14 protein-coding genes are annotated in these 23118 nt (G+C 70.7%); 5 read left to right on the top strand and 9 right to left on the bottom strand.

The window, feature by feature from the left end:
- Positions 1-93 precede the first annotated feature (93 nt).
- Positions 94-639 (bottom strand): MerR family transcriptional regulator, encoded by a 546-nt coding sequence (locus tag ACZOOI_RS35685; protein WP_465283712.1) that lies wholly within the window; start codon positions 637-639, stop codon positions 94-96.
- 223 nt (positions 640-862) lie between these two features.
- Here ACZOOI_RS35685 and ACZOOI_RS35680 point away from each other — a divergent pair, with 223 nt between their 5' ends.
- From ACZOOI_RS35680 to ACZOOI_RS35665, 4 genes are all read left to right on the top strand, one after another.
- Positions 863-1912 (top strand): aldo/keto reductase, encoded by a 1050-nt coding sequence (locus ACZOOI_RS35680; RefSeq protein WP_465283711.1) that lies wholly within the window; start codon positions 863-865, stop codon positions 1910-1912.
- A gap of 240 nt (positions 1913-2152) precedes the next feature.
- Entirely contained in the window at positions 2153-3241 is a 1089-nt protein-coding gene (locus ACZOOI_RS35675; RefSeq protein WP_465284108.1) for an ABC transporter substrate-binding protein, read from the top strand.
- A gap of 6 nt (positions 3242-3247) precedes the next feature.
- On the top strand, positions 3248-4354 hold the full coding sequence (locus ACZOOI_RS35670; protein WP_465283710.1) for a FecCD family ABC transporter permease: 1107 nt from the start codon (positions 3248-3250) through the stop codon (positions 4352-4354).
- A 47-nt stretch (positions 4355-4401) separates the two neighbouring features.
- Positions 4402-5334, top strand: a complete 933-nt coding sequence (locus tag ACZOOI_RS35665) for an ABC transporter ATP-binding protein (protein ID WP_465283709.1) — start codon at positions 4402-4404, stop codon at positions 5332-5334.
- Here ACZOOI_RS35665 and ACZOOI_RS35660 read toward each other — a convergent pair.
- The gene (locus ACZOOI_RS35660; protein ID WP_465283708.1) at positions 5282-6493 is read right to left on the bottom strand and encodes a cytochrome P450 family protein; all 1212 of its coding nucleotides are present in this window, start codon (positions 6491-6493) and stop codon (positions 5282-5284) included. The two genes, ACZOOI_RS35665 and ACZOOI_RS35660, sit on opposite strands and share 53 nt — an antisense overlap.
- 553 nt (positions 6494-7046) lie before the next feature.
- Here ACZOOI_RS35660 and ACZOOI_RS35655 point away from each other — a divergent pair.
- Positions 7047-8513 carry an acyl-CoA carboxylase subunit beta gene (locus tag ACZOOI_RS35655; protein ID WP_465283707.1) on the top strand — a complete coding sequence of 489 codons (1467 nt, stop codon included), beginning with the start codon at positions 7047-7049 and terminating at the stop codon, positions 8511-8513.
- A gap of 234 nt (positions 8514-8747) precedes the next feature.
- On the opposite strand, the gene ACZOOI_RS35650 is transcribed toward ACZOOI_RS35655, so the two are convergent.
- From ACZOOI_RS35650 to ACZOOI_RS35620, 7 genes are all read right to left on the bottom strand, one after another.
- Positions 8748-9728, bottom strand: a complete 981-nt coding sequence (locus ACZOOI_RS35650) for an NADPH:quinone reductase (RefSeq protein ID WP_465283706.1) — start codon at positions 9726-9728, stop codon at positions 8748-8750.
- A gap of 95 nt (positions 9729-9823) precedes the next feature.
- Positions 9824-11272, bottom strand: coding sequence for a nitrosuccinate lyase (locus ACZOOI_RS35645; RefSeq protein WP_465283705.1), 1449 nt, complete (start codon positions 11270-11272; stop codon positions 9824-9826).
- Positions 11269-13248 carry an FAD/NAD(P)-binding protein gene (locus ACZOOI_RS35640; protein ID WP_465283704.1) on the bottom strand — a complete coding sequence of 660 codons (1980 nt, stop codon included), beginning with the start codon at positions 13246-13248 and terminating at the stop codon, positions 11269-11271. The genes ACZOOI_RS35645 and ACZOOI_RS35640 overlap by 4 nt, the downstream gene beginning before the upstream one ends.
- A 121-nt stretch (positions 13249-13369) precedes the next feature.
- On the bottom strand, positions 13370-14914 hold the full coding sequence (locus tag ACZOOI_RS35635; RefSeq protein ID WP_465283703.1) for a class I adenylate-forming enzyme family protein: 1545 nt from the start codon (positions 14912-14914) through the stop codon (positions 13370-13372).
- A 70-nt stretch (positions 14915-14984) separates the two neighbouring features.
- The gene (locus tag ACZOOI_RS35630) at positions 14985-15527 is read right to left on the bottom strand and encodes an SRPBCC family protein (protein ID WP_465283702.1); all 543 of its coding nucleotides are present in this window, start codon (positions 15525-15527) and stop codon (positions 14985-14987) included.
- A 49-nt stretch (positions 15528-15576) separates the two neighbouring features.
- Entirely contained in the window at positions 15577-16095 is a 519-nt protein-coding gene (locus ACZOOI_RS35625; RefSeq protein ID WP_465283701.1) for a GNAT family N-acetyltransferase, read from the bottom strand.
- Between the two features lie 395 nt (positions 16096-16490).
- Positions 16491-23117 (bottom strand): SDR family NAD(P)-dependent oxidoreductase, encoded by a 6627-nt coding sequence (locus tag ACZOOI_RS35620; protein ID WP_465283700.1) that lies wholly within the window; start codon positions 23115-23117, stop codon positions 16491-16493.
- Position 23118 lies beyond the last annotated feature (1 nt).

Here is a 23118-nt window from a genome sequence, read left to right as displayed (position 1 = left end):
GCTTGCCCTTCGATTCGATGACTGATCGGTCAATCGAAGAATAGCAGGCGGGCCTTCGGGGGTGGCGGGAGGACAGGACCCGGGCGGCCGGGCTCAGGGGGTGGGCGGGCCGCAAGTAGTCCGGGTATCGGGCAGGGCGGCGTCGGTGGCGATTTCGGCCTCCGCCCTGGTCGTGGCCGTCGTGTTGGTCTCGGCCTCCGACTCGATCTGCGGCCGGGCCGCCGTCGCCGTTTCCGTCGCCGACTCGCTCTCCGTTTCCGTCCCGGCGAGATGGTCCTCGTAGACGCCCACCTTGTAACCGATCAGGTCGAGGCACTTGTGCAGCTGCTCGATCTGGGCGGCTATCCGGGACTGGTGCTCGCGGAGGATGGCCAGTCGGGCGCGTTCGGTGCCCTCGCCGGCGCGGGCCAGTTCGGTGTACTGGCGGATGGCGGGGATGGGCATGCCGGAGCCGCGCAGGATCATGCACATGTTCAGCCAGGCGATGTCGTGTTCGGCGTACACGCGTCGGCCGGCCGGGTTGCGGCGGACCGGATTGGCCAGGATGCCCTCACGCTCGTAGAAGCGCAGGGTGTCGATGCTCAGGCCGGTGCGGGTGGCGACCTGGCCGATGGTCAGGTCCTCGTGGGTGTCGGTCACGGGTCTCAGGATGGGACTTGACCTGGAGTCGAGTCCAGCTCGTAGATTTCCGGTCGGGAACGCTTCCGCGTCCGGGAGCCCGGGCGCACCCACGGCGATTGCCCGACCCCCGTCCGGACGGCCCGTGCCCGGCGCGGTGGGGGGCTGCGGGATCGCCCACCCGGCGGGCCGCCCGGTGGCCGGCCCGTGGGAACACGCACGCACGTACACAAGGAGCACGATCATGCGCTACCGCACTCTCGGCCGCACCGGTATTCAGGTCAGCGTGCAGGCCCTCGGCACGATGATGTTCGGGATGGTGGGCAATCCCGACCACGACGACTGCGCTCGAATCGTGCACTCCGGGTTGGACCACGGGATCAACTTCGTCGACACGGCCGACATGTACTCGGCCGGCGAATCCGAGGAGATCGTCGGCAAGGCCCTGGAAGGACGGCGCGACGACGTGGTCCTGGCGACCAAGGTGCACTTCCCGATGGGGGAAGGCATCAACCGGGGCGGCAACTCGCGGCGTTGGATCACCACGGCGGTCGAGGACAGCCTGCGGCGGTTGCGGACCGACTGGATCGACCTGTACCAGATCCATCGTCCGGACGAGTCGACCGACGTCGAGGAGACCCTCTCCGTCCTGACCGACCTGGTGCGGCAGGGCAAGATCCGCGCCTTCGGCTGCTCGACGTTCCCGGCCGAGGACGTGGTCGAGGCCCATCACGTGGCCGAGCGTCGTGGGTTGCAGCGGTTCCGGACCGAGCAGCCGCCCTACTCGATCCTGGCCCGGGGCATCGAGGGCTCGTTGTTGCCGGTGTGCGAGCGCCTGGGCATGGGTGTGCTGACCTGGAGTCCGCTGGCGTCCGGGTTCCTCACCGGCAAGTACCGCAAGGGCGGCCCGATCGACCTGACTTCCGGTCGGGCCGGGCTCAACCCCGGGCGCTTCGACCCGGCACTGCCCGTGAACGCGGCCAAGCTCGACATCGTCGAGCAACTGGTCGAACTGGCCGAGGAGATCGGCTGCACGCTGCCCGAACTCGCGGTCGCCTTCCCGACGGCGCACCCGGCGGTCACCTCGGTCATCATCGGGCCGCGCACCATGGAACAGCTCGAAGGGTTGGTCAAGGGCGCGACGCTCACCCTGGACGACGCGACGCTCGATCGCATCGACGCGATCGTTGCGCCGGGTACGAACGTGTACCACCCGGACGGCGCGTGGACCCACCCGGCACTGGCCCGAAGCGCCCTGCGCCGACGCCCCCTCACCGACCGCGCGGCCGGCTGACCGACCGGCGCGCCTCACGGCTTCGGCGGCTTGTACTCGCAGTACTCCCGCCGACAACGCACGCCGTGAGCCCGGTCCCACGGACAGGCGTCCCGTTCGACAGACCGGGGGTGGGGCGGCGTGGGGGGGCTCGGGGTTCGCGGGGAACTTTGTTCGGGGGTTGGCCGACTGTGTGTGTGGGTTCGCGTTTGCGGGCGACTGTCGGTACTTCCGGGGAGCGAAACTGTGCGGGGCAGCAAGGTGTGTGGCGTGGCCGCCGTGGTGGTTTTGTTCGCGACGGCGTGTGGGGGCGATTCGAAGGACACGGACGGTGCGGCCTCCGGCCCGACCGTGGCGGCGACGAGGCCGGGTGCCGGTGGGGCGTCCGGCTTTCCGGTGAAGGTGGCGGACTGCGCCGGTGTCGAGACGACGTTTGCCGAGGCGCCGAGGAAGGTGGTCACCAGCAACGCCTCCAGCCTGGAGATGTTGTTCTGGCTCGGCGCCGGGGACCGGGTGATCGGCACCGGCTTCCCGCCCGGCAAAGGCGCCATGCCGGCGCAGTTCTCGGCCCAGGCGGGCAAGGTCCGGGTGCTCGGCGACATGGTGATTCCCAAGGAGCAGTTGCTCGGCTCGGGCGCCGATCTCTACATCGACACCTTCGCCGACATGGGCGGCATGGGAGCGATGGGCGCGGGGCCCTCGCCGAAGGAGTTCGCGGCGGCCGGCATCAAGCACATCTATCTCAAGTCCACCGCCTGTGCGAGCAAACGCCCGGGCCCGCAGCAGGACTTGGCCGCGGTCGAGGCCGACATCCGGGAACTGGGCGCGGTGACCGGGACTTCCGCCAGGGCCGAAGAACTCGTCGCCGGCATGGAACAGACCCTGGGCACGGTGCGCACCGCGCTCGCGGGCGTGCCGCAGGACCGGCGGCCGACCTACTTCTTCTTCGACTTCGACGCCGGTACCAAGCAGCCGATCGCGGTATGCGGCAAGCAGGTTGCCAACGCGGTGATCACCCAGGCCGGAGCGCGCAACGTGTTCGCCGATTGCGCCGGCGACTTCAAGCCCGTCTCGTGGGAGGACGTGGTGGCGAAGAACCCGGACTGGATCCAGTTGGGTGTACGGAACAAGGGCAGTGCCGAGGACAACGCGAAGGCATTCGACGAGGCCGAACGCTTTCTGCGCACGTTCGACGCGACCAAGGGCCTGAACGCGGTGCGGGACAGGAAGTTCGTCCGGATCGGTTCCGAGAGCACCACGATCGCCGGGGTCCGCAACGCCGACACGGTGCGGCGGATCGCGAGCACGATCCACCCGGGACTGGTCCCACCCGCGCCGGCCGCAGGGTAGAGGCCGATGGTTTCGGTATTCGAGCGCAGGGCCCGACGCCGAACCGAGGCGGTGCCTGCGCCCGCTGCCCAGGTCGGCGACGACCGGGCCCGCCCGGCGCGCACCGCGTGGGTGGCCGTGGTGCTGGCCGTGCTCCTGGTCGTCGGATTGACCTCGGCTGTGTCGCTGGGATCGGTGGACATTCCGATCGGCGAAGTGTGGTCGGTGGTGGGGCGACGGCTGACCGGCGAGGCGCCCGAGCCCGGCACCCGCGATCTGATCGTGTGGCAACTTCGGCTGCCGCGAGCCTTGTTGGCCGCCGTGGTCGGCGCCGGACTGGGACTGGTGGGCACCGCCGTCCAAGCGCTGGTGCGCAATCCGCTCGCCGATCCGTACCTGCTGGGCATCTCCTCCGGCGCCTCGCTCGGCGCGGTCGCGGTGATCGTGCTCGGCGCGGGCACCGGAGGGGTGCTCGGCTACGGGCTGTCCGCCTCGGCGTTCGCCGGCGCGTTGGCCACTTTCGCGCTGGTGTGGGCGCTGGCTCGGCGCGGCGGCGGATTCTCCCCGCTGCGCCTGGTGCTGGCCGGGATCGGGGTGGGCCAATTCCTGTCCGGATTCACCAGCTTCCTGGTCCTGCAGGCCGGCGACGAGCAGCAGACGCGGGGCGTGCTGTTCTGGCTGATGGGCAGCCTCAGCGGGGCGCAATGGGAGCAACTGGCGCTGCCCACCGCCGCGGTGGCGCTCGGTCTGCTCGGGTTGCAGTCCCGGGCCCGGGCGCTGAACGCGCTGTCGATGGGCGACGAGACGGCGGCCGGACTGGGCGTGGACGTGGCCCGGCTGCGGCGTGAACTGTTCGCGGTGACCAGTGTGCTGACCGGTGTGCTGGTCGCCGTCTCGGGGGCGATCGGCTTCGTCGGACTGATGGTTCCGCACGTGTGCCGGTTGCTGATCGGCGGCGATCACCGCCGACTGCTGCCCGTCTCCGCGCTGTTCGGCGCGGTGTTGCTGGTGGCGGTGGACACGCTGGCCCGTACGGCGGTGAGTACCCAGGAGTTGCCGATCGGCGTGGTCACCGCCGTGATCGGTGCACCGGTACTGCTGCTCCTGCTCGACCGACGGCTGGAGACGCGATGACGGGCGGCGGCGGGCGGGAGAGCGCGGGCGAACGAGCGGGCGGCGGAATGAGCGACCGAGCGGACAGCGGAATCGGCGACGGAACCGGCGAGGGAGCGGGCGCGGGGTTCGGCGCGGCGCGGACGCGGATCACCGTGGAGGATCTGCACATCACCCTCTCCGGGCGGGACATCCTGACCGGAGTCGGGCTGATCGCGGCCGGCGGCGAGATCACCGGCCTGGTCGGCCCCAACGGCAGCGGCAAGTCCACCCTGTTGCGCACGGTGTATCGGCACCTGAAGCCGCAGGCCGGCCGGGTTCTGCTCGGCGACCGGGATCTGCGGGCGATGACCCCCGCGGCGGCGGCCCGGCATGTGGCGGCGCTGCCGCAGGAGCGGGAGAACGACTTCGACTTCACCGTGCGTGAGGTGGTCGCGATGGGTCGTACGCCGTATCAGAAGGCGTTCGCGGGCGACAGCGCCGCCGACCGGGCGGCGGTGCTGATCGCCTTGGTGCAGGCCGGCGTGGAGGCGCATCAGGGTCGACGGTTCTCCACGCTGTCCGGAGGCGAGCGGCAACGGGTCCTGCTGGCCAGGGCGTTGGCCCAGGAGCCGGACGTGTTGGTGCTGGACGAGCCGACCAACCATCTCGACGTGCGGCATCAGGTCGAACTCCTGGCGCTGCTGCGCGCCCAGGAGCGGACCACGCTGATCGCGCTGCACGATCTCAACGCGGCGGCCTCGGTGTGCGATCGGCTGCACGTGCTGCACGACGGTGCGTTGCGGGCGTCCGGTACGCCGCGCGAGGTGCTCACCCCGGAATTGCTCGCCGAGGTGTTCGGCATCCGCGCTGTCGTCCTCGACCATCCGCTGACCGGCGACCCGCTGATCGCGGTCGACCATCGAACGCCGGCTCCGCCGCCGCCGGCCCCGCGGCCGGTGGGGCGGATCAGGGGGGCTCCGCCGGGGTCGGGACGATGTCGAGGCGGGTCGGGCCGTTGACCATCAACGAGGGGATCGGCGGCGGGGGTTGGTCGGGGTGGGCGAGAGCAACCCGCGGGAGGCGGTCGAACAGGGTGGTCACCGCGATGCGGGTCTCCAACCGGGCCAGATGTGCGCCGAGGCAGAAGTGCGGACCGTATCCGAAGGCGAGGTGCGCCTTGTCGGTGCGCGTGGGATCGAACGTGTCGGGTGCGTCCGAGTGCACCGCGGGGTCCCGGCCGGCGGCGGCGAAGGCGATGATGATCGCATCACCCCGACGGATCGACACACCCTCGCCCAACTCGATGTCTTCGATCGCATAGCGCAACGGCAGGTACATGACCGGGCCTTCGTGCCGCAGCGTCTCCTCGATCACGTCGGTCCAACCGATGCCGCCCGCCCGGAGCCGAGCCGCCTGCTCGGGGTGGGTGAGCAATTCGGACAGGACGCTGGTGATCAGATTGACCGAGGTCTCGTAGCCGGCGCCGAGCATCAGGAAGAGCGAGTCGAGGAGTTGCTGCTCCGAGGATTCTTCCTGGTCGGCCGCGGTCGGGATCAGCAGATCACTGGTCAGGTCGGCGCCCGGGTGCTCCCGCTTGTACTTCAGCAACTCGACCAGCCTGACCTGGAGTTCACCCTGCCGCAGAACCGCCTCGGGGGCGTCGATGGTGGTGTCCAGGATCGCGTCGATCGCGGTGCCCAGCCCGGCGCGCAGGTGGTCCGGTACGCCGAGCAGGTCGCAGATGACGGTCATGGTCAGCGGCAACGACAGGGCTTGGCGCACGTCGACGCTTTCGCCCGGCGGTACGGCCGCCAGCGCGTCGACCAGACGATCCGCTGTCGCCTGAACCCGCGGGCGCATCGCCTCGACCCGTCGGGGCGCGAAGGACGGCGCGACCCGGGCGCGCAGTCGGCGGTGTTCCTCGCCGTAGGTGTTCGCGAGACTCTGCTGGAGCGCCACCGAGGCCATCGGCCAGCCGTCGGGCAGTTCGGCCAGTCCGGGCCAGTGCCGGCGGAAGTCGCGGGAGACCCGGGGATCGGTGGTCAGCGCCTGGATCACGCCGAACCGGGTGATCGACCAGGCCCTTACCCCTCCCGGGTGTTCGACCAGGACGGCCGGTCCTCGAGCGCGCAGAGCCGCGGCCTCGGCATGCGCGGCGCGGGCGGTGGGGTCGAGCACGGGGCATCGGTGAACGGGTTCCGCCGACATGCCAGGCTCCCTTCGAGGGGAACGTGCGGAGTGGTCGCCGCGCCCACAAAGCTTGCGGCGCAGTCGTGTTCGCGAACCACGCCGACGTCCGAGGACGCCGCATACCCCTCCCTTCTACGCCTGGTTCCGCACCCTGACAACACCGCGGACGGAGTGGGTCGGCTCGGGTGCCGGTCGGATCCGCCCGTGCGGGGGTGCGTCCAGGCGAAAGGCCGATGCAAGCGATAGTCGAGGTTGCGCCGCTTTAATGGGTCGGTACCTCGTGGCGGCGCCGGCGCCGCCGGGGGAGTACCGCTGCGCGAGGTCCGGCAACACGAGCCGAGAGAGTTCGGAACTCTCCCGAGAACGACGGGAGTCGTGGGTCGGCCGACCGGTCGACCGGGATCGACGGGCCGGGTGCGACGCGAGAACCGCAGGAGTGTGCGATGTGCGATCCCCGGGCGGATGTCCGGGGGTGCTTGCAGTCACGAGTCGAGGTCGACGGAACCTCGCGTCGATCGACGACTCGGGAAACGGGGAAGCCATGACGACCACTGCCACCACCGGGATTCCGGAGCAACGCGAAGCCACATCGGCGCAGCCGCCGGTGTCCGATCCGGTCGATGCGCGCGATCCGCGACTACGGTTGCGCCGGTTGCTCGACGCGGACGGGGTGCGGGCCCTGCCGGGGGAGGATCCGGCCGGGGTCTACGCGGTGTCCGGTCGGATCGATGGCGCCCGGGTGATCGCGTACTGCACCGATGCGACGGTGATGGGCGGCGCGCTCGGGTGGGCGAGTGCCGAGCGCATTTCGCGGGCGGTGGACACGGCGGTGCGCGAGCGTTGCCCGGTGGTGGGCCTGTGGCATTCCGGCGGCGCCAAGCTCGCCGACGGGGTGGAGTCGATGGACGGCGTGGGCCGGATGTTCGCGGCGATGACCCGTGCCTCGGGCCGGGTTCCGCAGATCTCGGTGGTGCTCGGGCCGGCCGCGGGCGCCGCCGCGTACGGCCCCGCGCTGACCGACATCGTGGTGATGGCGCCGGCCGGCCGGATGTTCGTGACCGGGCCGGACGTGGTGCGCAGCGTCACCGGCGAGGAGATCGACATGGCGGGCCTGGGCGGCCCGGAGGCACACGCCAGACGTTCGGGCGTGGCGCACGTGAGCGCCGGTTCCGAGGACGAGGCGTACACCCACGCACGTCGGCTGGCCGGGTTCTTCGCCCGGCCCGGCCGGTTCGATCCGGACGCCGCACGCGGCCGTACCCGGGACCTGCGCGCGCTGCTGCCGGAGTCGGCGCGCCGGGCCTATGACGTACGCCCGTTGGTGCACGCGATCGTGGACGGCTCGGGTCCGGAGGACTTCACGGAACTCCAGTCGCACTGGGCGCCGAACATCGTGGTCGGCTTCGGTCGGATGGCCGGGCGCAGCGTCGGGGTGATCGCCAACAACCCCCTGCGCAAGGGCGGTTGCCTGGACTCGTTGTCGGCCGAGAAGGCGTCGCGGTTCGTCCGGATGTGCGACGCCTTCGGAGTCCCGCTCGTGGTGCTCGTGGACGTGCCCGGCTATCTGCCGGGGGTGGGCCAGGAGTGGGGCGGGGTGATCCGGCGCGGCGCCAAGCTGCTGCACGCGTTCGCCGAAGCCGAGGTGCCGCGGGTGACCGTGGTCACCCGCAAGTCGTACGGCGGTGCCTACATCGCGATGAACTCCCGTTCCCTGGGTGCCACCGCCGTGTTCGCGTGGCCGGAGGCCGAGGTCGCGGTGATGGGTGCGGAGGCCGCGGTGGGCGTCCTGCACCGCAAGCGGCTTGCCGCCGTGCAGGGGGCGGCGCGCGAGGAACTCCTGGCCGCGCTGGTCGCCGAGCACGAGCGGATCTCCGGCGGCGTCGGCCGGGCCGTGGACTTCGGCGTGGTGGACGACGTGATCGAACCGAAGGACACCGTGGAGCGGGTCGTGGAGGCACTGGCCGGCGCACCCGCCGGTCGCGGCCGACACGGCAACATCCCCCTTTGAGCCATCCTTCCCCACCCGGTGGCGCCGTCCCCCCGTGCGGCGCCACCGGGTCCTTCCTGCGGATCGACGGGTTCCCGACGAGTTCCGGGACCGGCGAGGCCGCTCGATCGGCGAGGCCCCTCGATCAGCGCGGCCCCTCGATCCGCGAGGCCCCCTCGATCGGCGCGGCCCCTCGATCGAGCGGACCCGGCGATCCGGGGGCCGGCGATCGAGAGGCCCTGACGATCGGCAGGATCAGGAATCGGGCAGGAGCACGACCCGTCTGCCGTGCAGGAGTCCCTGTTCCATGCGGCGATGGGCTTCCGCGGCGGCGCTCAGCGGAAGGCGCTCGACGGCACGGGCGCGCAGCCGACCGCGGGCCACGAGACGGTTGATGGTGACCGCGGCTTCGGCGAGTTCGCCGGAATGGGCGTGCGAGATGACGAAGCCGGCGATCGAGCAGTCCTTCATGTACAGCCGGCGCGCCGGTAGTTCGGTCTCGGCCCGGGAGACGGCCAGCATGACGATTCGCCCGCGCGGAGCCAGCAGTTCCACCGCGGCGGTGAGGTCGTTGCGGCCGGAGGTGTCGAAGTGGGCGTCGACACCGTCGGGGCACGCCCGGGCGAGGAGCGTGCCGAGCTTGGGGTCGCGGTAGTCGAAGACCTCCGCCGCTCCCAGGCTCCGGCAATGATCCAGGTCGGAGGCCGCCGCGGTGGCGATCACCCGGGCGCCGGCCTCGGTGGCCAGTGTCACCAGGGCACTGCCGACGTTGCCCGCCGCGCCGAGCACCAACACCGTTTCGCCGGCCCGGACCCGGCCGTGGGTGAACAGGGCGAGATAGGCGGTTGCCGCCGGGTGCACCACCGCGACGGCCTCGATCGGGTCGACGCCGACCGGGAGGTGGTACAGCCGGTCGGCGGCCACCACCGCCTGCTCGGCGGCGGCGCCCTGCCTGCCGGCGTGTCCCAGGCTGTTGGCCCACACCCGATCGCCGACGGCGAATCCCGTCGCGCCGGATCCGGCGAAGGCCACGGTGCCGACCAGGTCCCGGCTGATCACCAGCGGGAAGGTGACGGGCGTTCGGAAGACGCCCGAGCGAAGCAGGATGTCGACCGGGTTGACGGTGCTGGCGACGACGTCGACCAGGACGTCCGTGGGACCCGGTGTCGGCGAAGGCAGTTCGCCGTAGCGGATGTTCTCCGCCGGGCCGAGGGTCTCGATGAAGGATGCACGCATGGTCACCGAGTGTTGCGGATCTCCGAGTCGGGCCACACCCCTATCAACCGGACACGCAGTCGTGCCCCCTCATCGGCGCGGCGGGCTCCCGACCCCTAAATCCCGTCCGGCGGATCCTGGTGCGGCCGGGGTGCGCCGGTCGGGGTCCGGCGAAGCGCCCGGTCCACGAGGGGTCCGGCGGCGCCGGTGTACGTGGTCGGATCGCCCAGGCGGGCCAGTTCGTCGGCGTCCAGGACGCCCCGCAGTTCCGGTGCGGCGGCGAGCAGTTCGGCCAGAGGCCGGCCGGACGCGGCGGCGCGGTCGGATGCCTCGGCGGGCAACCGCCGGGCGGCGGCCCGACCGAGCAGCGGGGCGAGTGTCGCGGCGATCCGCTCGGAGACGATCCGACTGCCGGTCAGGGCCAGGTTTCGGGCCATCCGCTCCGGGTGCACCTCCAAGCCCTCGGCCAACTCGACCGCGGTGTGCGCCGCGCCGCCGGTCAGGCGCAGGCATTCGCGCAGCAGGTTCCACTCGGCGTGCCACACACCGGCCGCGCGCTCGTCCTCGGTGACCAGACACTGGGTCAATCCCGCTGCCATGACCGGTACTTGGAGCGCAGCGGAGCGAATCAGGGTGGCCAGTACCGGATTTCGCTTGTGCGGCATCGCGGAGGAGCCGCCGCGGCCGGCGACCGGGCCTTCGCTCACCTCGCCGACCTCGGTCCTGGTCAGCGACAACACGTCGACCGCGATCTTGCCCAGCGCGCCGGCGGTGAACCCGAGAGCCGCGGCCAGATCGGCGATCGGCGTGCGCAGCGCGTGCCACGGCAGGGTCGGCCGGGACAGCCCGGTTTCCGCGGCGACGGCCTCGACGAGCCGATCCGGGTAATCGCCGGCGTCTCCGGCGTCGGCGCCGTCGATCCGGGCGTATTCCAGGTAGCCGGCCAACGTCCCCGCCGCGCCGCCGAGCGCCACCGGCAGGCCGTGGTCCAGGACTCGGCCCAGGCGCCGGTCCGCGTCCAGCACCAACGCGCGCCATCCCGCGGCCTTGAGGCCGAAGGTGGTGGGGACGGCGTGCAGGGCGAGCGTACGCCCGGCCATCGCGGTGTCCCGGTGCCGCTCGGCAAGAACCGCCAAGGCGTCGGCGGTGCGTGCCAGGTCGGACCGGACGATTCGCAGTGCTCGCGCGGCGACCAGCATCGCGCCGGTGTCGAAGACGTCCTGACTGGTCGAACCCCGATGCACGTACTCCGCGGCGGCCGGGTCGTCCTGCGCCACCACTCCGGACAGGGCCTGGATCAGGGCCACCACCGGGTTCGCCGTCTCCCGGGACGCCAGTGCCAGCGCGCGCGTGTCCAGCCGCTCGGCCCGGGCGGCCCGGGTGATCGCGTCGGCGGCGGACTTCGGGACGGTACCGAGGCCGGCCTGGGCCCGCGCCAAAGCGGCCTCCGCGTCGAGCATGGCCTGCACCCACGCCCGGTCGCATACGGCGGCCTCGACCGGGGTGCCGGCCCGAACCGGGGACAGCAGACCGGTGTCGGCGAGGTCGTGGGGTGCGACGCTCATACGATCACGCCGGTGAGGTCGGTTTCCCCGCGCACGGGTCGAACTTCCGCCGGGACGTGGGCGACCGGTGGGAGGGACAGGATCGCCCGGGCGATCGCGTCGGAGTCGCCGAGGGTGACCGAGTCGACCCCGGGGCGAATCCCGGCGGCGGTGACCCAGTGCACCGACTCGGTCGGTACGCCGTAGGCGAACCGACGCGGATGGGCCCGCCCCCGCGTGTCCAGGAGCCGGTACGGCCGTTCGGTGACCGCCAGGCCGCCGGTCTCGTAGGGCGTGCCGCACGCCGCCGGGATGCGGTACGTGGTGGCCTGCTCGGTGTTCAGCAGGTGCAGCATCAGCGGGTCCGCGGTGCGACGCAGATCGGGTTCCGGCAGCCGGGCCTCGACGAGCACGCTCGACCGCACCTCCGGCCCGGGCACGACGAGCGAACGGGCGCTGAACGAGGGGGAGACCATGTCGATCCGGATCTCCGTGGCCGGACCGGTGAGCACCACCACGTCCGCCTCGATCAGCGCGATCAGCTCCTCGATTCGCGAGGCCGGCGGGCCGATCGAGAAGAACGCGTTGAGTGGCGTGTACCAGCCCTCCAGGTCGTCCCGGTGCGAGTTGCCCTCCAGGCCGCCGTGGTCCACCGCGAGGCGGATCTCGTTGCGCAGATCGCGCAGCACGTCCAGGGCGGCCTTCAGCGGGCCGCTGAGGTTGCCGGCGCGGGCCTCGCGGACGTCCTTGGCCAGATGGGCGAGCAGCCATCGTTTGAAGTCCGCGCGATCGGCGAACACCCGGTCGCCGTACGGCCGGGACAACCGCTCCCAGTCCCAGCGATCGACCGGCGCGATGTCGAACTTGTCCAACAGAGCCCGCAGTTCCTGCTCGTCGGTCGCCGCGAGGTAGCGTTCGACCAGGGTTTCGCGCTCCTCGTCGCGGCCGCGTGCGGTCAGCAGGACGCCGTAGTACACGCTCTCCACCTCGCGGGCGATCAGCGGCCACAGATCGACCCCGAACCGCACGGGGGAGCCGTCGGCGGCCCGCCTGCGCAGGCGCTGTACGTGTTCGGCGGTGAGCAGCCGTGGGAAGTACCGCCCGTGCGCGCCCTTTTCGTTCTCGCCGCGAGCGTGGTACGGGATCCCGCGTCGGGAACTGGCGTACAACCGGGGCTCCCGGCCGGAGGGCCGGTAGACGAGGCGGCCGTCCTCGCGGACGAAACTGCCGCCGCGGCCGGCCGTGAACAGCGCCATGTGATCGAAGAAGTTGAGCCCCAGGCCGCGGACCAGGACGTCCTGTCCGGGGCGGATGTCGCTCAGGTCCAGATCGGCCGGGTTGGCCGGGGTGATGTAGGTCAGGTGATGGATGCGGGCCAGGCTCGCGGTCTTCTCCTCGCGCGGGGTCAGCCGGGCGGGCACGTGTCCCTGGGCCATCACGATCGCGTCGAGCCGGTTCAGCCGGGTGCCGTTCTCCAGTCTGATCCCCTGCGGACCGCCGACCACTCCGAGGGTGTCCGCGATGGCCACCGCGCGCGATCGGTGCACCCGGACGGTGACGTGCCCGGGGGCGCCGTCCACCACTCGGCGGAAGCTGTCGTGCAGGTAACAGCCGTAGAAGGCGCGGGTGGGGTAGGTGTCCGGGCCCAGGTCGCGGGCCTCGGCCAGGATGCCGTCGTCGTGGGTGCTCTCGGCACCCGGCGCCACCAGGGCGACGGCCCACTCGTAGAGACTGGGACCGGGCTCGACGGGGCCGTCGATCCGGACGCTGTCGTCGGTGTACACGGTGACCTGTGCGGCGACCGTGTTCATCAGCAGGTGCCGGGACTGTTCGGGTCGCCACACGGTGCCCGACCCCGGTGGGGACGGGTCGATCACGTGCACGATCACGGCCGTGTGCGTGGGCGTGGCCCGTTCGTTGGCACACAGCCGCTCCAGGACGGACAGCCCTCTGGGGCCGGCCCCGATGATGCATATCTCGATCTGACTGGCGCTCATCATGAGTACCTTTCGGTGCCGCCGTCGCGGGCGGGGCCGGTGCGGCCGGGTACGACCGGCCCGGCCGCCGCCGAGTGCGGGCGGCGACCTGCGGCGGCCGTGGTGGAGGGCTGCGTCGTGCTCAGGAGGTGCCGAGGTCGGCCGCCAGGAGACGGGCCAGTTCGAGCCGCTTGATCTTGGTCGTGGCGGTCTGCGGAAGCTCGTCCAGCTTGCGCTGCACCGGTTCCGCCATCGGCGGCAGACCCCGGGTCGCGGCCCGCCAGCCGGCGAGATTCAGCGGCCGGTCGTTCTTGGTGCACACGACCGGGACGGCCCGGCCGTCGGGGCCCGGGATGATGATGACCTCGGCGAGATCGGGCATCCGCCCGAACAGGGTGTCCTCGGCGGCCAGCGTGCTGCCGAACCCCTCGATCAGGTCGACCTCGCGGTCGAGCAGGTGCACGCAGCCCCACTTGGTGCGGTAGCCGACGTCGCCCATCCGCCACCACCCGCCGTCGGACACCTGCTGCTCGTAGCGCTCCTGTTCGCCCAGGTAGGTGACGATCCGGCCGTCGCTGCGCACCTCGATGTAGCCGGGGTTCTCCTCCGAGGGCGGGTTGCCGTTCCGGCTCACCACGCGAACCTCGGTCATCCCGGGGAACGGCATGCCGACACAGCGGCCGTCGGCGTCGGGTGTGCGGCGCCTGCCGAACGAGCGCGCCACGGCGGGGCCGACCTCGCTCTGCCCGTACAGCTGACCGAAGATCGGCGCCCGGCGCCGGGTGGCGCTCAGCAGGCGGTGCACGGTCCTGGGGTGGATGGCGTCGAAGGTGCTGCTGAACAGCTTTACGTTGGAGAGCGGTTCGCGCGGGTCGTCCGCCAACTCCTCCCACTCCATGAAGGAGTTCGGGTGCGCCTCGAGGATGCCGGGCTTGAGCCGGGCGAAGATGTCGGCGACGTGCCCGGGCCGGGAATCGACCAGGACGGCGATCGGGAAGCCGCGCAATAGCGAGATGGTCAGCGCGGTGAAGATCCGCGAGTGCACGAACGAGACGTGCATCGCGATGATTTCGCGCCCGCGCACGAGCGGGAAGAGCGCGGACACCTGGGGCCGGTAGCGGGCCTGCATGGTGCGACCGGTGTGCACGGCGAGTTTGGGTGTGCCGGTGGTTCCCGACGTATGGGTGATCAGCATCGGGTGGTCCGCCGGCATCGTCACCGGCGGAACACGGCGCACACCGGCCAGATCGGCCAGTTCGGTCGCGCGCGGATGACTGCCCGAGGTGAGCAACACCCCCTCGGCGAGCTCGAACACCGTCTCCGGCAACTCGTCGCGGAGCTTGGCCTCGTCGGTCACCAGGTGCGGGCGGTCGGCGCGGCGGACCAGCTCCGCGACGGTCGCCCCGTCCAGCTTGGGCGACAACAACACCGGCACGGCGCCGATGCGTACGGTGGCGCAGGCCAGGATCGTGATGTCGAAGCCGTCGGACTTGTGGATGACCACCCGGTCGCCCGGGCGTACCCGGGCGGCCCACAGTCGGGAGGCGAAGTCGTCCACGAGGTCGGCGATCTCGGACACCGTGGTCCGCCGGCCCAGATGCGGCGCGATGTCGAGATCGTGGTCGAGAATGACGACGTTGGCCGGGTGCCGGGCGGCCGCTCGCTCGAAAAGCGTGCCCAGCCGCATTCCCCGATTTGCTACCCGTTGCAGAAACACTCGTGGACCCCCTCGGTCGGTGCCGTGCGGATGAGCTGATTCACTTCTTCTCGATGATGTCCTTGATACGGCCGAGAGTGGCGTGGATGTCACCCTCCAGCTTGACGGCCCAATCCGCGTAGAATTTCAGCGTCTCGGCCTCGTCCAGGCCCGAGACGATCCGCAGAATTCCCTTTGTGGGGCGGTTCATCCGGAAGCGGTGGACCAGAATGCTGCCGTCCCCGTCCGGCGTGATGTCATACGTCCAGACGCTGTCCTCGCGCAATCCGTCGCTGTTGTACATCTGCCACGCGAACGTCTTTCCCGGCTCGGCCGCGACGATCTCGGATTGGGTCGTCCATGCACCGCGAGGAACCGGTGCCCAGGCGACGACTTCGTTCTTTCGGTAGTTCACACTCCGGAAGATCGCACCGACGGTGCCGGGTTCCCCCGACACCCATTCGATGCTCTTGCACTCCCGGCTCCATTCCTTGCTGCGTTCCAGATCACTGAGCACGGCAAAGATCTCCGACGGCGTTGCGTCGATGTGCAGTTCGGCACGAACCTGGAAAAGCGGCGTTGCCTTTTCGGCGGTCTCGGTCATGGTCGGTTCCGACCCTTTCGGCCTCGGTGAGCGATGTGGTGTGGGGGGATCAGGTGGGCGGGAGCGGCGGATGATCCCCGGGCGGGACGTCCTTGGCGAAATGCAGGGCGATGAACGAGAGTCCGCATGCGTGGTAAAAGCGCTGGGCTCGGTGATTGCTCACCCCGGAGTCGAGTTCGATCCGGACGCAACCGGCCTGCCGGGCCCGGCGCTCCAACTCGGCCATCAACTCGCCGCCGATGCCGGTGGATCTGGCCTCGGGGGCGGTGACCAGGTCGTCCACGAACAGCAGTCGGCCCCGACTGGTGGCCAACACGCGGTGGGTGGCAACGGCCGCGCAGCGCCCCCGATCGTCGTACGCGCCGGTGAAGACCAGCCCCTGTCCGGTTGCCGCCAGGGCGAATTCGTGGAATGCCTCGGCGGTCAGATCCGGTCTGAGCGTTCGGATCAATGGCGCGACGTCCGTGCCCAGCTCGGGATCACCGGGCCCGATGTCCCGCATGATCAGTCGGGCCCGATCGTGGCTCGCATCATCGAATCCGGATGGCCCGGGCTGTGCAGAAGACATGAGGATTCCCGACCGAGTGCTTTCCCGAAATCTGTGAACGTATCGAGGAGTATGTGGAATGCCGTGAACGAATCTTCACCGCTTTCACGTGACTTTGCTCCACGCCCCGATGTGCCGGCCGCCGCTGTGTCTGGTCCGCTGCCGGATGTCGCCGCCGCCCGAAGGGGCTTTCGGTGACCAGTCAAGCAGCGGCCCCGCGTCGGCAGAACCCCTAGCTCGGCGGAGTAGGGGAGCAGCTAGGGGTGAGCGGAACGACAATGCCCCCGGGACCGAATTGCGTGGTCCCGGGGGCATTCGGATCGTCCGATTCCGAACCTCGGATCAGGGGTTCGGCGCGCTGATCGGCCGGAGCCTTACGCCGATTGAAGCTGGGTCGATGAACGCGAACGATCCCGCTAAAGCTCGCTGTCGATGAACGCGAACAGTTCCTCGGCGCTGGCCGAGTCGAGACGGGACGTGACGGTCGAGCCCGGTTCGGTGGATTCCGGATCGTCCAGCTCCGACAACAGCGCATGCATACGCGCCGGAATCCTGGCGGCGGCGATATCGGCCGCCGGGACCGCCGCCAGCATCACCGCGATTCGGTCCAGCTCGGACAGAATTCGCTCCGCAGCAGCCCGCGACGCCTGTGCGGTGGTGTGGGTGGTGTCGGGGGTGAGTTGGTCGGTGAGGTAGCGGGTGAGTGCGGTGGGGGTGGGGTGGTCGAAGACGGTGGTGGCGGGGAGGCGGATGCCGGTGGCGGTGAACAGGCGGTTGCGGAGTTCGACGGCGGTGAGGGAGTCGAGTCCCTGGTCGAGGAATCCGCGGCCGGGTTCGATGGTGTCGGGGTTGTCGAGGGTGAGGATGACGGCCATTTGTCGGCGGACGAGGGTGAGGACGTGTTGGTGGGCTTCGGTGGGGGTGAGGCCGGCGAGTTGCTCGGCCAGTGCGGGGCCCTGCTCCCGGGTCGCCGCGGTCGGCCGGACGCTGCTCAGCTTGGACCAGATGGGGTGGGCGGGGAGGCGTTCGAGGTCGAACATCGCGGCGAGATGCAGCGGCCGGTCCACGGTGCCGTGCGCGTCGAAGAGCTCCAGGCCCCGTTCGGAACTCAGCGGCAGGACCGCGCTGCGGGACATCCGGGCGAGGTCCTGCTCGCCGAGGTGGCTCGTCATTCCGCCGGCCTGGGCCCACAGTCCCCAGGCGAGGCTGGTGGCGGGGAGTCCTCGGGCGTGGCGGTGGGCGGCGAGTGCGTCCAGGAACGCGTTGGCCGCGCTGTAGTTCGCCTGCCCCGCACTGCCCAGCACACCGGCCAGGGACGAGAAGAGCACGAACGCGCCCAGGTCGAGGTCCTTGGTCGCCCCGTGCAGGTTGACGGCGGAGTCGACCTTCGCGGTGAGCACGGTCTGAAGCTGCTTGGCGGTGAGCGAGGTGAGCAACGCGTCGTCCACGATCCCGGCCGTGTGCACGACGGCGGTCAGCGGGTGCTCGGCCGGGATGTCGTCCAGTACCCGACGCAGCGCGACCGGGTCCGTGGTGTCGCATGCGGTGATGGTGACGGTGGTGCCGAGTCGGGTGAGGTTTTGGTGGAGTGTGGTGGCGTTGGGGGCTTGGGGGCCTTGGCGGCTGAGGAGGTGGAGGTGGGTGGTGGGGTGGTGGGTGGCGAGGTGGGTGGCGAGGAGGGTGCCGAGGGTTCCGGTGCCGCCGGTGATGAGGATGGTGCCGTGGGGGTTGATGGGGGTGGGGATGCGGATGATGTTTTTGCCGGTGTGTTTGCCTTGGCTCATGTGGCGGAGGGCGTGGCGGAGGTCGGCGAGGTTCCAGGTGGTGGTGGGGAGGGGGGTGAGGGTGTGGTGGTGGAAGAGGTCGAGGAGGGTGGTGAGCATGGTGGTGGTGAGGGTGGGCCCGGCGTCTTTGAGGTCGAAGGCTCGGTAGGTGGTGTGGGGGTGGGTGGTGGCGATGTCTTGGGGGTCACGGATGTCGGTTTTGCCCATTTCGATGTAGCGGCCGCCGGGGGCGAGGAGGTCGAGGGAGGTGTCGACGGGTTGGCCGGCGAGGGAGCCGAGGACGACGTCGATGCCGTGTCCGTTGGTGGTGGTGCGGAATTTGTGGGCGAAGTCGAGGGTGCGGGAGTTGGCGATGTGGTCGTCGTCGATGCCCAGGGCTCGGAGGGTGGGCCATTTGGTGGGGCTTGCGGTGGCGTAGATTTCGGCGCCCCAGTGGCGGGCGAGTTGGATGGCGGCCATGCCGACGCCGCCGGTGGCGGCGTGGATGAGGACGCGTTCGCCGGGTTGTAGGCCGGCCAGCTCCCGCAACCCGTAGAACGCCGTCAGGAACACCGTCGGAACGGAGGCGGCCTCCTCGAACGACCATCCCTCCGGAACGTGCGCGAGGGTCCGCGCATCGGCGATCGTGAGTGGGGCGAACGCGGCCGGGAAACCGCCGAACACCCGGTCCCCGGGCACGAACCGCGTCACGTCGGAACCGACTTCCACGACGACGCCCGAACCCTCGGTGCCCAGGCCCTCGTTCGACGGCGCCAGCCCGAGGGAGACGGCGACATCGTAGAAGTTCAGTCCTGCCGCGTGGACTCGGATGCGGACTTCGCCGGGTTCCAGAGCTCGGGTGGCGCGGGGGTTGTCGGTACGGCCGACGTCGTCCAGGGTGCCGCCGCCCAGCGCGTCCACCCGCCAGGTGTCACCCGCACCGAACCCGCCCACCGCCGGGATCTGCCCCCGATCCGCACCCCGCACCACCCGCGGAGCCCACAACACACCCTCACGATCCGCCAGTTGCGGCTCCCCCATCGCCACCACCCGCGACAACAAAGCCGCCGGATCCGACACCCCCGACACCGGATCCACATCCACCACCACGAAACGATCCGGATGCTCGCTCTGCGCCGTACGCACCAACCCCCACGCCACCGACGCCGCCGCATCCGTCACATCCGCCGAACCACCCCGACCCGTGGCCACCGCACCCCGCGTGAGCACCACCAACCTGCTCGACTCCAACCGCGGCTCCGCCAACCACCCCTGCACCGTCGCCAACAACGACTCCGCCACAGCATGCGCCGCCCCCGCCGAAACCTCCCCCACATCGTCCGACACCACCGACACCACACCCACCGACGGAACCGCACCACCCGCATCCAACCCCGCCACCAACACCCCCACATCACCACACACCGATGCCCCCGGCACCGACCCACCCACACCCCACGGATCCGCACCCACCACCACCACCGACGACAACCCCACCCCATCCACCACGGACGCAGGGGTCCAGGAAAGGGCGAAGAGCCGATTGGCGGCGGCCGTTCCGGCGGCGAGCGCACTCGCGTCGAGCCGGCGGATGCGCATCGCGCCGATGCGTACCACGGGCATTCCGGCCGGGTCGACGGCGGTGAGTCGCAGGGTGTCCGTACCGGTCGCGCGCAGCAACACGCGCAGCGTGCGGGCACCGGTGGAGTGCAGGACGACGTCGTTCCAGGAGAACGGCAGCCAGACGCCGTCGGTGGGGAAGTCGGGGTGGTGGTTGAGGGCGTGGAGTGCTGCGTCGAGGAGGGCGGGGTGGAGGGTGTGGTTGTCGGTGTTGCTGTCGGTGTTGCTGTCGGTGGTGGTGTCGGGGAGTTCGGCTTCGGCGTAGATCTCGTTGTCGGCCCCGCGCCAGAGGGTTTTGAGTCCTTGGAAGGTGGGTCCGTAGGTGTAACCGCGTTCGGCGAGTGTGGCGTAGAGGTCGTCGATCGGGATCGGTGTGGCGCCGGCCGGTGGCCAGTTGCGCAGGATGGTGAAGTCGAGGTCCTCGGGCTGTGGTTCGTTGTCGGTGGTGATGAGGGTGGCCTGTGCGTGCCGGGTCCAGACGGTGTCGGTGGTGACCGGGTCGTGGGGTCGGGAGTAGATGGTGGTGGTGCGGTGTCCGTGGTGGTCGGTGGGGTCGATGACGATTTGGAGTTCGATGGGTTGGTGGGTGGGGATGGTGAGGGGGGTTTGGATGACGAGTTCGTGGATGTGGGGGTGGTTGATGTGGTCGCCGGCGCGGATGAGGAGGTCGAGGTGGGCGGTGCCGGGGAGGAGGGGGGTGTCGTTGATGGTGTGGTGGGTGAGCCAGGGGTGGGTGGTGGTGGACAGGCGTCCGGTGAGGATGGTGGGTCCGTCGGCGGCGGTGTCGAGGGCTGCGTTGAGGATGGGGTGGTCGAGGGGTGTCAGGCCCAGGTGGGTGGGGTCGCCGGTGGTGGTGGGGGTGCGGTCGAGCCAGTAGTGGGTGTGGTCGAAGGCGTAGGTGGGGAGTTCGAGGGTCGGCGCGCCGGGGGCGTCGGGACTCGGCCAGGTGATGTCGAGGCCGGTGGTCCAGGCGTGGGCGAGGGCGGTGAGGACGGCGCGGGGTTCGGGTCGGTCGGGTCGGGTGAGGGGGATGAGGGTGGTGGGTCCGTGGTCGGTGGGGAGGGAGTCGGCGGTCATGGCGGTGAGGACGCCGCGGGGGCCGATTTCGAGGAATGCGCGGACGTTGTGGTGGGCGAGGTGGGTGATGCCGTCGTGGAAGTGGACGGGGCCGCGGACCTGGCGTACCCAGTGGTCGGGTGAGGCGAGTTCGTCCGGGGTCGCGGGCAGGCCGGTGACGTTGGACACCAGCGGGATGACCGGGGCGTGTGCGGTGAGGGTGGCGGCGACGGTGTGGAAGTCGTCGAGCATGGGGTCCATGCGGGCGGAGTGGAAGGCGTGGGAGACACGCAGGCGGCGTGTCTTGCGGCCTTGTTCGCGCCAGTGCGCCTCGATCGCCGCGATCGCGTCCTCGTCACCGGAGACGACGGTGGCGCTCGGCCCGTTGACGGCGGCGACGCTCACGCGCTCGCCGTGCGGGGTCAGGGTCGCCTGCACGTCGGCGGCCGGGGCCTGGACGGCGAGCATGGCGCCGCCCTCGGGCAGTGCCTGCATCAGTCGGCCGCGTGCGGCGACGAGTGTGCACGCGTCCTTGAGGTCCCACACCCCGGCCACGTGTGCGGCGGCGAGTTCGCCCACGGAGTGGCCGGTGACGAAGTCGGGGCGGAGGCCGAAGGATTCCACGAGGCGGTACAGGGCCACCTCGAACGCGAACAACGCGGTCTGCGTGAACACCGTGCGGTCCAGCTCCGCGGCCTGCTCGGTGCCCTGGTCGGCGAACATCACCTCGCGCACCGACGACCCCACCAACGGGTCCAAGTGCCCGCAGATCTCGTCCAACGCCGCCGCGAACACCGGCGACACCGCATACAACTCCCGACCCATCCCCGCCCGCTGCGCACCCTGACCCGAAAACAGGAACGCAGACTTGACCCGTCCGGAGACGACACCGCTCACCGTGTTGCCGGTCGTGTCGTCGTCCGTCGTGAAACCGGTGAGTCCGGCCAGTAGTTCGTCGCGGTCCGTGCCGATCACCACGAGGCGGTGCCGCAGAGCGTCGCGCGCGGCCAGTGCCCGGCCCACGGCTTCCGCGTCCACGGCGTCCGCCTGCTCGGAGACGAACTCGCGCAGCCGCGTCGCCTGGGCGCGAAGGCCGCCGGCGCTGCCACCCGAGATCACCCACGGCACCAGCGCGCCCAGCGCCGACAGCTCCTGCGGCCGGTCCCCGGCATCCGTCGAAACCGGCCCGGCCTCGGCCTCCTCGGTGGGGGGCTCCTCGGTCGGAGCCTCTTCGATGATCACGTGGGCGTTGGTGCCGCTCACCCCGAACGAGGACACCGCGGCGCGCCGCGCCTGCTCGTCCCGGGGCCAGGACACCGCCTCGGTCAACAACGACACCGCGCCCGCGTCCCAGTCCACGAACGGCGAGGGCTGCTCGGCGTGCAGCGTGCGCGGCAACTGCTCGTGCCGCAACGCCATCACCATCTTGATCACACCGGCCACGCCCGCGGCGCTCTGCGTGTGGCCCAGATTCGACTTCAACGAGCCCAGCCACACCGGGCGTTCCGGCGCACGGTCCTGTCCGTAGGTGCTGATCAGCGCCTGGGCCTCGATCGGGTCGCCGAGCTTGGTCCCGGTGCCGTGCGCCTCGACCGCGTCCACGTCGCCCACGCCCAGACCGGCGTTGGCCAACGCGGCCCGAATCACCCGCTGTTGCGACGGACCGTTGGGCGCGGTGAGACCGTTGCTCGCGCCGTCCTGGTTGATCGCCGAACCTCGCACCACCCCCAGGACGCGGTGGCCCAATCGGCGGGCGTCGGAAAGCCGCTCCACCGCGAGCATGCCGATGCCCTCCCCGGCACTGAATCCGTCCGCGGCGGCGCTGAATGGCTTGCATCGTCCGTCCGTCGCCAGCCCGCGCTGGCGGGAGAACTCGATGAAGGCGGCCGGGCCGGCCAACACCGTGACACCGCCGGCCAACGCCAACGAGCACTCGCCCTGCCGCAGCGCCTGGACGGCCAGGTGCAGTGCCACCAGGGACGACGAGCACGCGGTGTCCACCGACACCGCCGGGCCCTCGAAGCCGAACGAGTAGGACACCCGCCCCGACAGCACACTCGCGAGGTTGCCCAGGAGGGTGTAGCCCTCGATCGCCTCCGGCGCGTGGTTGAGGTCGGGGACGTAGGCGGAGGTCGAGGCGCCGACGAACACACCGGTCCGACTCCCGCGCAGTCCCGACGGGTTCAGCCCGGCCCGCTCCAGCACCTCCCAGGACACCTCCAGCAACAACCGCTGCTGCGGATCCATCGCCAACGCCTCACGCGGCGAGATCCCGAAGAACTCCGCGTCGAAACCCGCCACATCGTCGAGGAAGCCACCGCGCGCGGCATACGACTTGCCCGAGCGTTCCGGGTCGGGGTCGTACAGGTCCTCCGGCCAACCGCGGTCCGTGGGCAGTTCCGAGGTCGCGTCCACGCCCTCGGCGACCACGTTCCACAGGTCCTCGGGGGAGCGAACGCCACCCGGGAAGCGGCAGGCCATGCCCACCACCGCGATCGGCTCGCGGGACACCTCGACCAGACGGCGGTTCTCCCGCTCCAGTCGGTCGGTCTCCTTCAGGGAGGCCCGCAGTGCTTCGACGATTTCTTGGTTCGACGTTGTCATC

The sequence above is a fragment of the Embleya sp. L77 genome, assembly GCF_055557415.1.
This window is presented reverse-complemented; position numbering and strand designations above follow the sequence as displayed.